This is a genomic window from Achromobacter sp. 1012554356, assembly GCF_059760815.1.
This window is the reverse complement of record NZ_JCBANC010000003.1, coordinates 90104-102750: the sequence shown is the minus strand read 5'-3', so window position 1 is coordinate 102750 and position 12647 is coordinate 90104. Positions and strand designations below refer to the sequence as shown.

Annotated in this window: 10 protein-coding genes; 9 read left to right on the top strand and 1 reads right to left on the bottom strand. The window is 65.4% G+C overall.

Annotated elements, in window-relative coordinates; translation table 11 throughout:
* On the top strand, positions 1-1290 hold the full coding sequence (locus AC6LJW_RS02360; protein WP_056571450.1) for an NAD(P)/FAD-dependent oxidoreductase: 1290 nt from the start codon (positions 1-3) through the stop codon (positions 1288-1290).
* A 99-nt stretch (positions 1291-1389) separates the two neighbouring features.
* Here AC6LJW_RS02360 and AC6LJW_RS02355 read toward each other — a convergent pair whose 3' ends face one another.
* Positions 1390-4284 carry a valine--tRNA ligase gene (locus tag AC6LJW_RS02355; protein ID WP_056571448.1) on the bottom strand — a complete coding sequence of 965 codons (2895 nt, stop codon included), beginning with the start codon at positions 4282-4284 and terminating at the stop codon, positions 1390-1392.
* Between the two features lie 421 nt (positions 4285-4705).
* Between AC6LJW_RS02355 and ndk the strand changes: the two genes are divergently transcribed.
* Genes ndk through der form a run of 8 tightly spaced genes read left to right on the top strand, consistent with a single transcriptional unit; the run spans position 4706 to position 12646 of the window.
* Positions 4706-5131 carry a nucleoside-diphosphate kinase gene (gene ndk / locus AC6LJW_RS02350; protein WP_056571446.1) on the top strand — a complete coding sequence of 142 codons (426 nt, stop codon included), beginning with the start codon at positions 4706-4708 and terminating at the stop codon, positions 5129-5131.
* A gap of 44 nt (positions 5132-5175) precedes the next feature.
* On the top strand, positions 5176-6330 hold the full coding sequence (gene rlmN, locus AC6LJW_RS02345) for a dual-specificity RNA methyltransferase RlmN (RefSeq protein ID WP_056571444.1): 1155 nt from the start codon (positions 5176-5178) through the stop codon (positions 6328-6330).
* Positions 6327-6821, top strand: coding sequence for a helix-turn-helix domain-containing protein (locus tag AC6LJW_RS02340; protein ID WP_056571441.1), 495 nt, complete (start codon positions 6327-6329; stop codon positions 6819-6821). The genes rlmN and AC6LJW_RS02340 overlap by 4 nt, the downstream gene beginning before the upstream one ends.
* Before the next feature lie 14 nt (positions 6822-6835).
* Positions 6836-8122, top strand: a complete 1287-nt coding sequence (gene ispG, locus AC6LJW_RS02335; RefSeq protein WP_056571439.1) for a flavodoxin-dependent (E)-4-hydroxy-3-methylbut-2-enyl-diphosphate synthase — start codon at positions 6836-6838, stop codon at positions 8120-8122.
* A gap of 54 nt (positions 8123-8176) precedes the next feature.
* Positions 8177-9463 carry a histidine--tRNA ligase gene (gene hisS, locus AC6LJW_RS02330; RefSeq protein ID WP_156395324.1) on the top strand — a complete coding sequence of 429 codons (1287 nt, stop codon included), beginning with the start codon at positions 8177-8179 and terminating at the stop codon, positions 9461-9463.
* A gap of 3 nt (positions 9464-9466) precedes the next feature.
* Positions 9467-10105, top strand: a complete 639-nt coding sequence (locus AC6LJW_RS02325; protein WP_498086418.1) for a YfgM family protein — start codon at positions 9467-9469, stop codon at positions 10103-10105.
* A gap of 5 nt (positions 10106-10110) precedes the next feature.
* Complete coding sequence (bamB, locus tag AC6LJW_RS02320) at positions 10111-11268, top strand: outer membrane protein assembly factor BamB (protein WP_498086416.1); 1158 nt, start codon at positions 10111-10113, stop codon at positions 11266-11268.
* Positions 11269-11293: 25 nt separating this feature from the next.
* On the top strand, positions 11294-12646 hold the full coding sequence (der, locus tag AC6LJW_RS02315) for a ribosome biogenesis GTPase Der (RefSeq protein ID WP_056571428.1): 1353 nt from the start codon (positions 11294-11296) through the stop codon (positions 12644-12646).
* Position 12647: the final 1 nt, after the last annotated feature.

The window sequence follows — 12647 nt, the reverse complement described above, 5'->3', positions numbered from 1 at the left end:
ATGCAGCCAGCGCCGTTTCCTCTTTCCCCGTCACTGTGGGCGGCCACCGCGGCGGCGCCGCCGCCCACCGCGCCGCTCGACGCTTCGGCGCAGGCAGACGTCGCCGTGATCGGCGGCGGCTACGCCGGCCTGTCCACCGCTTTGCACTTGGCCGAGCGCGGCGTCAAGGTCGTGCTGCTGGAAGCGCGCGAGATCGGCTTTGGCGGATCGGGCCGCAATGGCGGCCAGGTCATTCCCGGCTTGAAGTACGACCCGGATGATCTGATTTCGATGTTCGGGCCCGAGCGCGGCGAGCGGCTGACACGATTCGCCGGCGCGACGGCGGATGTCGTCTTTGACTTGATCGAACGCCATGCGATGGACGTGCCGCGCGTGCGCGCCGGGTGGATCCAGGGCGCGCACACGCCGCAGGCGCTGCGCATCGCGCAAGGCCGCGCGGCGCAGTGGGCGCGCCTTGGCGTGGACGCCCAGCCGCTCGACCGGTCGCAGGTCGCGCGTCTGATCGGCGCCGACAAGTACCTGGGCGGATGGGTGGACCGGCGGGCGGGGGCGGTGCAGCCGTTGAGCTACGCGCGAGGTCTGGCGCGCGCCGCGCTGAATGCGGGCGCGATGCTGCACACCGACACGCCCGTCACTGGACTGAGGCGTGACGGTGGCAAGTGGACGGTGTCCACGGCACGCGGCCCCTCGGTCAGCGCCGATCGCGTGGTGATGTGCACCAATGCCTATGGCGGCGATCTGTGGCCCGGACTCAAGCCGTCCATCATCGACGCCAATACGTTCCAGGTGGCGACCGTGCCGCTGCCGGACCGCATCCGCGCGGGCATATTCCCCGAGGGCCACGTCACCTCGGACACGCGCAACCTGCTCCTGTACTTCCGTCTGGATCATCAGGGGCGGTTGCTGATGGGCGGCCGCGGCCCCTTCCGCGAGCCCAAGGGCGAGTCCGACTGGGCGCACCTTGAACGCGTGATGGTGAAGATGTTCCCGCAGGTGGCGGGCACGCCCTTCGAATTCCGCTGGTGCGGCCGGGTCGCCGTCACGCGCGACTATCTGCCGCATCTGCATGAGCCGCAGCCCGGACTGCTGGTGGACATCGGCTGCCAGGGCCGTGGCGTCGGCCTGCAGACGTGCATGGGCGCCGCGATGGCGCAATACGTGGCCACGGGCGATGCCAACGCATTGCCCGTGCCCCTGTCGCCGATTGTGCCGTTTCCGCTTTATCCGCTGCGCCGGCTGTACGTCAACGCGGTGGTGAGCTGGTACCGGATGACGGACGGCGGTGTTTGAAGGCTGCCAGGTCCACCGCCCAACTCCCGTCGTCACTCCCAAAGCAAAAAACCCGGAACGGCGTCCGGGGTTTCTGGGATTGCACTTAAAGCGCGGGGATCAGTCGCCCAGCTTGGCGCGTTGCTCCTGCACCTTCTGCAGCGTCTCGCCGAATTGCGCCATGCGGGCCTTTTCCTGTTCGACGACCGCGGCGGGGGCGCGTTCGACGAAGCTCGCGTTGGACAGCTTGCCCTGCGCTTTGGTGATCTCGCCGGCGAGGCGGGCGATTTCCTTGTCCAGGCGCACGCGCTCAGCGGCCACGTCGATTTCAACGTGCAGCATCAGGCGGCTGCCGCCGACGACCTGCACCGGCGCCCCGGCATCGGGCAGGACGTCCAGCACGTCGACCTGGCTCAGCTTGGCCAGCGCGGCCAGGTACGGCGCGTTGCGCGTCAGCATGGGTGCGTCGCCTTGGGCGCACAGCGGCACCTTCTGGGCGGGCGACAGGCTCATCTCGCCGCGCAGCGCGCGCACGGCCTCGACCTGCGCCTTCAGTTCGGCCACGTCGGCTTCGGCGGCGGTGTCCACCGCATCCGGATTGGCCTTCGGGTAGGGCTGCACGCTGACGCTGTCGGTGGCGCCTTCCTTGCGCTTGCCGGCCACGACAGACACCTTCTGCCACAGTTCTTCCGTGATGAACGGAATGATCGGGTGTGCCAGGCGCAGCACGCATTCCAGGACGCGGATCAGCGTGCGGCGGGTGCCAAGCTGCTGGGCCGGCGTGCCGGTCTGGATCTGCACCTTGGCCAGTTCCAGGTACCAATCGCAGTATTCGTCCCACACGTAGCGGTAGATCGCGTTGGCGATGTTGTCGAAGCGGTAGTCGGCAAAACCGCGCGCGACGTCGGCTTCCAGCGTCTGCATCTGGCTGATGATCCAGCGGTCCACGAAGGACAGTTCGCCGGCATCAGCCACCGTCAGGTCATGGCCTTCGGTGTTCATCAGCACGAAGCGCGTGGCGTTCCAGAGCTTGTTGCAGAAATTGCGGTAGCCCTCGCAGCGCTTCAGGTCGAAGTTGATGTTGCGGCCCAGCGTGGCGTAGGCTGCCATGGTGAAGCGCAGCGCGTCGGTGCCGTAGGCGGGGATGCCGTCCGGGTACTGGCGGCGCGTGGCCTTTTCGATCGCGCCGGCCTGCTTCGGATTCATCAGGCCGTAGGTGCGCTTGCCCACCAGACCGTCCAGGTCGATGCCGTCGATCAGGTCCACCGGGTCCAGCGTGTTGCCCTTGGACTTGCTCATCTTCTGGCCGTCGGCGTCGCGGATGAGGCCGTGCACGTAGACGTGCTTGAACGGGATCTGGCCGGTCAGGTGCGTGGTCAGCATGACCATGCGCGCCACCCAGAAGAAGATGATGTCAAAGCCCGTGACCAGGACGCTGGAGGGCAGGTAGCGCTGCAGATCCGGCGTGTTTTCCGGCCAGCCCAGCGTCGTGAAGGGCACCAGGCCCGACGAGAACCACGTGTCCAGCACGTCGGGATCGCGCGTGAGCGGACCCGTGACGCCGGCGGCGCGCGCCTGTTCGATTGCGCCGGCTTCGTCGTGGGCGACGAATACCTGGCCGTCTTCCGCGTACCAGGCCGGAATCTGGTGGCCCCACCAGAGCTGGCGCGAAATGCACCAGTCCTGGATGTTGTTCAGCCACTGGTTGTAGATGGTGGTCCAGTTGTCCGGGTAGAACTGGATGCGGCCGTCGGCCACGACTTCCAGTGCGACCTCGGTGATGCTCTTGCCGGGGTTCAGCGTGCCTTCCGGCGCGGGCTTGCTCATCGCGACGAACCACTGGTCGGTCAGCATGGGCTCGAGCACGACGCCGGTGCGGTCACCCTTGGGCTGCATCATCTTGTGCGGCTCGACCTTGACCAGATAACCCTCGGCGTCCAGCTGCGCGACGACGGCCTTGCGGGCCTCGTAGCGTTCCATGCCCTGGAACTGCTGGGGACCGTTTTCGTTGATGTGCGCGTCCAGCGTGAAGATCACGATCAGCGGCAGATCGTGGCGCATCGCGCAGGCGTAGTCGTTGAAGTCGTGGGCGCCCGTGATCTTCACGCAGCCCGTGCCGAATGCGGGGTCGACGAAGTCGTCGGCGATGATGGGAATGTTGCGGTCGCAAAGCGGCAGCTCGACCTGCTTGCCCACCAGGTGCTTGTAGCGGGGGTCATCGGGATGCACGCACAGCGCGCCGTCGGCCAGCATGGTTTCAGGGCGGGTCGTGGCGATGGTCATGCCGCGCAGAGTGACAGTCTGGCCCTCGTTGTCGACGATGGTTTGCGGGCCGTCGACGAACGGATAGAGGATGTGCCACATGTGGCCATCGGTCTCTTCGGACTGCACTTCCAAGTCGGAAACGGCGGTCAGCAGCTTGGGATCCCAGTTGACCAGCCGCTTGCCGCGATAGATCAGTCCCTGTTTATGCAGGCGGACAAAGGTCTCCACCACGCCGCGCGACATGCGGTCGTCCATGGTGAAGTATTCGCGCGGCCAGTCGGCCGACGCACCCAGGCGGCGCACCTGCCCGGTGATGGCGCTGCCAGACTTTTCCTTCCATTCCCACACTTTCTCGACGAATTTCTCGCGGCCCAGGTCGTGGCGCGAAACCTTTTGCGCGTCGAGCTGTCTTTCAACGACGATCTGCGTGGCGATGCCGGCGTGGTCGGTGCCGGGAATGAACACCGTGTCGTCGCCCGACATCCGGTGGTAGCGCACCAGCCCGTCCATGATGGTCTGGTTGAACGCGTGGCCCATGTGCAGGGTGCCCGTAACGTTGGGCGGCGGGAACTGGACGACGTAGGGCTGGCTTTCCGTCCCCGTTTTCACGTGCTGGCCGGCGGCGAAGTAACCGCGCTTGTCCCACTCGGCGTACCAGCGGGATTCCAGTTCGGAGGGTTCGAAGCTCTTGGAGAGTTCCGGGGTTTCGCCGGCGATGGGTGCGGCGTTCGGGGGAGCAGCTTGAGTCATTACTAAGTTCCGGCAGACAGGGGCGCCCGGGTAGGACGCGGGCAGCAAACCGCTCATTTTAAGATGTAATGCGGTCTTCTCGGCGTGTTAGAATACCGGGTTACTGTAAACCTTTTAGAAGTCCCTGAATTCATTGAGGATTCCTTCGGAAATGCGCGCAGAATCATTGGATTCGCCTGCATCCGGAATCCCGCTGGCATTCCAGGATGCGTCCGACAGGTCGGCAGTGTCGAATCCTGTCTTGGTCGGTGGTTCAGGACGGCCCGAGACACCCATACGTTTCGGACCTCCTGCGTGCCAACGGCGCGATGGCGCTTGACGTGGCACCGAAGGGTGGCACCCAAGGGCGGCATCGGCAAGCACAGAGCCCCGCCAGGCAATTAATTAGAAACCCGTCAGAAATCAGTTTTCGGAGTCCTTTATGTCCATTCAACGCACCCTCTCGATCATCAAGCCCGACGCCGTCGCCAAGAACGTGATCGGCCAGATCGTCGGCCGTTTCGAGCAAGCCGGCCTGAAGGTCATCGCCGCCCGCCTGACCCAACTGTCGCGCGCCGACGCCGAGCGTTTCTACGCCGTGCACGCCGCCCGTCCCTTCTTCAAGGACCTGGTCGACTTCATGATCTCGGGCCCCGTGTTCGTGCAAGTGCTGGAAGGCGAAGAAGCCATCCAGAAGAACCGCGACCTGATGGGCGCCACGGACCCCAAGAAGGCTGACGCCGGCACCATCCGCGCCGACTTCGCCGACAGCATCGACGCCAATGCCGTTCACGGCTCCGACGCTCCGGAAACGGCCGCTGTCGAAGTGGCTTTCTTCTTCCCCGAAATCAACATCCACAGCCGTTAATTTTTGGCTTAAGTTGTTGAAAGCGCTTTAAGTTTTACCTGGTTATGGAATCCGTCGAACGAATCAATCTGCTGGGGCTGGACGGCTCCGCCCTGTCCGAACTGGTCGGGCAGTGGGGCGGCAAGCCGTTTCGTGCCCGCCAGTTGCAGCGCTGGATGCACCAGCGCGGCGCCGATTCGTTCGACGCCATGACCGACCTGGCCCGCGATTTCCGCAGCCAGCTTGCGTCGCAATGCCGCATCGAGGCATTGCCCGTCAACATCGAGCAGCGCTCGACCGATGGCACCCGCAAGTGGCTGTTTGATGTGGGGCAGGGCAATGCCATCGAAACCGTCTTCATCCCCGAAGACGACCGCGGCACGCTGTGCATTTCCAGTCAGGCTGGCTGCGTGGTGAACTGCCGCTTCTGCTCGACCGGGCACCAGGGCTTCAACCGCAACCTGAAGACCAGCGAAATCATCGGCCAGTTGTGGTGGGCCAAGCGCGTGCTAGAGGCCGACATCGGCACGGCCCGCCTTGAAAGCGCCCGCGCCACCGAAGACACGCGCGTCATCAGCAACGTCGTCATGATGGGCATGGGCGAACCCCTGCTCAATTACGATCAGGTCCTGCCTGCGCTGCGCCTGATGCTGGACGACAACGCTTACGGGCTGTCGCGCCGCCGCGTCACGGTGTCCACCTCTGGCGTCGTCCCCATGATGGACCGCCTGTCGCAAGACTGTCCCGTGGCGCTTGCCGTTTCGCTGCACGCGCCCAACGACGCGCTGCGCGACGAGCTCGTGCCGCTGAACAAGAAATACCCGCTGAAGGAGTTGCTGGCCGCCTGCGAACGCTATCTCGCATTTGCGCCGCGCGACTTCATCACGTTTGAATACTGCATGCTGGACGGCATCAACGACACCGACCAGCACGCCAAGGAACTGATCCACATTGCACGCCAGGTGCGCTGCAAGCTGAACCTCATTCCGTTCAACCCATTCCCCGCGTCCGGCCTGAAGCGATCGGCCTCGGCGCGGGTGAAGGTGTTTGCCCAGCGTCTGATGGACGCCGGCATCATCACCACGGTCCGCAAGACCCGGGGCGACGACATCGATGCGGCTTGCGGCCAACTGGCCGGAGAGGTGCGGGATCGCACTCGGATCACCGAGCGCAATGCCGCACAGCGCCAGACCATACCAATTAAACAGGTGCACGCATGACGCAGGATTTCGCTTCTGCAGTTTCCGACTCGTCCGCCGGTTCGGTGGGCAGCGTGGGCGCCGCCTTGCGCGGTTTGCGCCAGTCCAAGGGCTGGTCGCTCGACGAAGTCTCCAGCCGCATCAAGTTTTCCACCAAGCAGATCGAAGCCCTTGAAAACGAACAGTGGGATCATCTGCCCACCGGCGTTTCCTTGCGCGGCCTCGTCCGCAACTACGCGCGCCTGCTTGGCGCCGACGCCGAGGCCATCGTCGATTCGCTCGACCCCAAGGCTCGCGTCACGGGGCCGGCCAAGCTTAGCCCCAGTTCGCTGCACTCGGCGCATTCCATCCCCCAATCCAGCGCCGACGACGACCGCTCGTCCACGACGTCCTGGGGCTGGCTGATCGCCATTGTGCTGGTGTTGGCCGCCGGCGTGGCGTATGCCTTCTGGCAAGGTTGGCTGCCGCAGCAGTGGCTGCCGGCCGACTGGCTGCCGAAGCCGACCAAGTAACCCGGTTCCACCCGATGCAAGATTCTTCTCTGCCTTGCCAGGACGCGCCGCCTCCCTCGGTGGGAGCCGCGGCGCGCCGCGCCACGCGTTCCGTCGCGGTCAAGTGGGGCGAACGCGTCGTGACGGTGGGCGGAGACGCCCCGGTCGTGGTCCAGTCCATGACCAACACCGACACCGCGGACGCCATTGCCACCGCGATCCAGGTCAAGGAACTGGCGCAGGCCGGCTCCGAGCTCGTGCGCATCACCGTGAACACGCCGGAAGCCGCCCGCGAGGTCGTCGCCATCCGCGAACAGCTCGACCGCATGGGCGTCAACGTGCCGCTGGTGGGAGACTTCCACTACAACGGCCACAAGCTGCTGACGCAGTTTCCGGAATGCGCGCAGGCGCTGTCCAAGTACCGCATCAACCCCGGCAACATGGGGGGCGGCAAGCGCCGCGACGACAACTTCGCGCAAATGATCGAAGTCGCCTGCCGCTACGACAAGCCGGTGCGCATCGGCGTCAACTGGGGCAGCCTGGACCACGAACTCATGGCGCGCAAGATGGACGAAAACAGCCGGCGCGCCCAGCCCTGGGAAGCGCAGGCCGTCATGCGCGACGCGCTGGTTGTCTCGGCCATCAGCAATGCCCAGCGCGCCGAAGAACTCGGCCTGCGCCGCGACGCCATTATCCTGTCGTGCAAGGTCAGCCATGTTCAGGATCTCATCGCGGTCTACCGCGATCTGTCCGCCCGTTGCGACTATCCCCTGCATCTGGGCCTGACCGAGGCCGGCATGGGCAGCAAGGGCATCGTGGCCTCGACCGCCGCGCTTGCCGTGCTGATGCAGCAAGGCATCGGCGACACCATCCGCATATCGCTCACGCCTGAGCCGGGCGGCGATCGCAGCCGCGAAGCCATCGTCGCGCAGGAAATCCTGCAAACCATGGGCCTGCGCGCCTTCACGCCCATGGTCGTCGCCTGCCCGGGCTGCGGCCGCACCAGCAGCACGTTCTTCCAGGAACTGGCCGACAGCATCCAGTCGTTCCTGCGCCGGCAGATGCCGGTGTGGCGCGCGCAGTATCCCGGCGTCGAATCCATGAACGTCGCGGTGATGGGCTGTGTGGTCAATGGGCCGGGCGAAAGCCGTCATGCCGATATCGGCATCAGCTTGCCGGGCACCGGCGAAGTGCCGGCCGCGCCGGTGTTCGTCGACGGCGAGCGCACGGTGACGCTCAAGGGCGACCATATCGCCGAAGAGTTCCAGGCCATCGTTGAAGAATACGTTGCGCGCCGTTATGGCGCGCTCGCCTCTCACTAAAGTAAGGGTGTAGCCACTGGCGCGCTTCTCGGGCGCGCCAGCGGCATGATCAAGATGACTCAAGCTTTCCAGAAAGTCGCCGCCATACGCGGCATGAATGACCTGCTGCCGGGGGCAAGCGCCCGCTGGGAGCAATTCGAGGAAATCGTGCGCGGGTGGCTGCGCGGCTACGGCTATCGCAATGTGCGCACGCCGGTGCTTGAGCATACGCGCCTGTTTGCGCGCGGTATTGGCGAAGTCACCGACATCGTCGAAAAAGAGATGTACACGTTCACCGACGCGCTCAACGGCGAGTCGCTGACCATGCGCCCCGAAATGACCGCCGGCATCGTGCGCGCCTCCATCGAGCACAACCTGCTCTACGACCGCCCGCAACGCGTCTACTCCATCGGTCCCGTGTTCCGCCACGAGCGCCCGCAACGCGGCCGCTATCGCCAGTTCCACCAGATCGACGTCGAAGCCCTCGGCTTTGCCGGTCCCGATGTGGACGCGGAACTCATCGTCATGCTGGCCCGCCTCTGGAAGCTGCTGGGCCTGAAGGACGTGCGCCTGGAACTGAATTCGCTGGGCCAGCCGGCTGAACGCGCCGCCCACCGCGCCGCTCTGATCCAGCATCTGGAAAAGCACCGCGACATCCTCGACGAGGACGGCCAGCGCCGCATGTACACCAATCCGCTGCGCGTGCTGGACACCAAAAACCCCGCCATGCAGGAAATGGCCGACAGCGCGCCGCGCCTGTTCGACTTCCTGGGCGAAGAATCCCGCGCGCACTTCGAGGGCGTGTGCCAGCGCCTGACCGACGCCGGCATCGAATACCGCCTGAACCCGCGCCTGGTTCGCGGCCTGGACTACTACAACCTGACCGTCTTCGAATGGGTCACGGACCGCCTGGGATCCCAAGGCACGGTCTGCGGCGGCGGCCGCTACGACGGCCTGGTCGAACTGCTGGGCGGCAAGACCGCGCCGGCCGTGGGCTTTGCCATCGGCATGGAGCGCCTGCTCGACCTGTGGGAACAAAGCGTTGAAATCGCCGCGCCGGCCGAGTGCGATGTCTACATCGTGCACCAAGGCGAAGACGCGCAGCGCCTTGCCGCCCGGGTCGGCGAAGACCTGCGCGACGCGGGCCTCTCGGTCATCGTGCATGCCGGATCGGCGGGGTTCAAGTCGCAATTCAAACGCGCGGACGCCAGCGGCGCCCGCGTTGCGGTTATCCTTGGCGCCGACGAAGTGGCGTCGCAGACCGCCAGCGTCAAGTTCCTGCGCGCAGAAGAGCAGGGCGATGCGGCGCAGCAACAGGTTCCGCTGGCAAAGCTGGCCGACGCATTGAACAACAAGGGTTAAGGCATGGCATACGATCTTGAAGAACAGGAAAAACTCGACGCGATCAAGGCGTGGTGGGCCCGCTACGGGACGCTGCTGCTGGCGCTGACGACGGTGGTGCTCCTGGCTTGGGGCGGCTGGTGGGGCTGGAAGGCGTACGAATCGCACCAGGCCAACCAGGCCATGGGTTACTTCGAAGCGCTGGAAGATGCTGCTCGACTGGGCGGCGCCGATTCCTCGGTGCGCATCAAGACCGCCGCCGCGACCCTGCGCGAAAAATATCCCAACACCGGCTACGCCGCGCGTGGCGCCCTCGTGGCCGCGCAGGCCCTGCAGGCGCAGAAGGATGATGCCGGCGCCCGCGAACAGCTCGAATGGCTGGCTGCCCAAGGCAACAACCCCTCCATGCAAGCCGTGGCGCGCCTGCGCCTGGCGGGCATGATGCTCGACCAGAAGCAATACGACGCCGCGCTGGCGCAGCTGAACAATCCGCCGGCTGCCTTTGCCGCCTTGTTCGCTGACCGCCGCGGGGACGTGCTGGCTGCGCAAGGCAAGCGCGAGGAAGCGCGCGCGGCCTGGCAGAGCGCCATCGATGGCCTGGGCCTGGCCAATCCCCTGACCCAGGTTGTGCAACTGAAACTGGATGCCTTGAGCGGAGCGTGACTGTAATGCGTAAATTTGCACCTGGCCGTACGTGGCGCGGCGCCGTCCTGCTGGCAAGCCTGCTTGCCCTGGGCGGTTGCGGTATGTTTTCCCATGACGACGGCCGCTACGATCCGGCACCCCTGACTGAATACAAGGCCGGCATGTCCGTGCGCCAGGTCTGGTCCACGTCCATTGGCAGCGGCTCCGGCCTGGGCTTCGCGCCCACCGTGCTCGGCGACGCCGTCTATGCCGCGACGCCTGACGGCTCCGTCGGCAAGTTCGATCTGCAAAGCGGCCGTGCCATCTGGAAGGCCAAGGCCGACACCAAGCTGTCGGCCGGCGCCGGCAGCGACGGCACCACCACCGCCGTGGCGTCGCCCAACGGCGATGTCATCGCCTTCGACGACACCGGCAAGGTGAAGTGGAAGGTCCGCGCCACCAGCGACGTCGCGATCCCGCCCGCGGTCGGCTACGGCATCGTTGTTGTGCGCAGCGGCGACTATCGCATCCAGGCATTCGATGCCAACAGCGGCGAACGCGTCTGGAGCGTGCAGCGTCCCGGCCCGTCGCTCGCCTTGCGCAGCGTTTCGCAAATGGTCTTGGCCGAAGGCTTGGTCATCACCGGCCTGCCCGGTGGCAAGCTCATGGCCATCGCGTCCAACAGCGGCAACGTGCAATGGGAAGGCACCGTGGCAACGCCGCGCGGCGCCAGCGACCTCGAACGCCTGACCGACGTGGTCGGTGCGCCGCGCATTGCGGGCAACCTGCTGTGCGCGGTCGCCTATCAGGGACGCATCGTCTGCTTTGACGTCACTGCCGGTGGCCGTCCGCTCTGGACGAAGGACTTTTCCAGCGTCAGCGGCCTGTCGCTCGATGACCGCTTCGCCTATTCTGCCGACCAGAACAGCGTGGTCAACGCGTTTGCGCTGGATAATGGCGGTAATCTCTGGAAGCAGGCCGCCCTGAAGAACCGCCAGCTCACCGCTCCGGCTATGCTGGGGGGAGCGCTGGCTGTCGGCGATCTGGACGGATATGTGCATTTCCTGTCGCGCAGCGACGGCAGCCTGATGGCGCGCCTGTCGGTGGGCGGCGGCGCGGTCGTGTCACCGCCGCAGACGACGCCCCAAGGCGTGCTGGTCCAGACGGGCAATGGCAATCTCGTCCTGATCGGCACCAACTGAACCTTATAAAACAAAGCCTTTTACCGTGTCTTTCAAGCCTGTCGTTGCCCTGGTCGGCCGCCCCAATGTGGGGAAATCGACCCTTTTCAATCGCCTGACGCGATCGCGCGCCGCGCTGGTGGCCGATTATTCCGGCCTGACCCGCGATCGCCATTATGGCGAGGGCAGGGTGGGCGATATTCCGTTCATCGCCATCGATACCGGCGGTTTCGAGCCGGTGGCCAAGGACGGCATCCTGCTCGAAATGGCCCGCCAGACCCGGCAGGCCATCGCCGAGGCGGACGTCGTCGTGTTCCTGGTGGATGCCCGTGCGGGCATCAACGCGCATGACCACGAAATTGCGCAGCTGCTGCGCAAATCCGGTCAGCAGCGTGTGCTGCTGGCGGTGAACAAGGCTGAAGGCATGGGCCTGGGCCCCGCCATCGCCGAATTCCATGAACTCGGCCTGGGTCAGCCCTATCCCATTTCGGCGGCGCACGGCGACGGCATCGTTGACCTGATCGAGCTCGCGCTCAAGGATCTGGCCGAACCGCCCGCCGAAGAAGAGCCGGTCGAAGAAGGCGAGCACGATCACCGCATCAAGCTGGCGATCGTGGGACGCCCCAACGTGGGCAAGTCCACCCTCATCAACACGTTCATGGGCGAAGAGCGCGTGATCGCGTTCGACATGCCGGGTACGACGCGCGACGCCATCGAAATCGATTTCGACCGCGATGGCCGCCGCTACACGCTGATCGACACGGCTGGGCTGCGCAAGCGCGGCAAGGTCTTCGAGGCCGTCGAAAAGTTCTCCGTCATCAAGACGTTGCAGGCCATCGAGGCCAGCAACGTCGTGCTGCTGATGCTCGACGCGCAGACCGAAATCTCCGAGCAGGACGCGCACATCGCCGGGTTCGTGCTGGAAACCGGTCGTGCCGTGGTCGTGGCCATCAACAAGTGGGACGGCCTGGACGGCGAAGAAAAGGAACGCATCGAGCGCGAATTCAACCGCAAGCTGCGTTTCCTGTCGTTCGCGCGCGTCCACACCATCTCGGCGCTGCGAGGGCAGGGCATCAAGCCTGTGCTCAAGTCCATCAACGCCGCACACGCCGCCGCGTTTGCCAAGCTGTCCACGCCCAAGCTCACGCGCGAGTTGCAGGCCGCGGTCGAGCAGCAGCAGCCTCCGCGCAAGGGCATCTTCCGTCCCAAGCTGCGCTATGCGCACCAGGGCGGACAGAACCCGCCGCTGGTCGTGATTCACGGCAATGCGCTGGACGCGATTCCCGATTCGTACCGCCGTTATCTCGAAACGCGTTTCCGCAATGCGTTCGACCTGGCCGGCACGCCGCTGCGTATCGAATTCAAGTCCTCGCACAACCCCTACACGCAGGAAAGCTGAT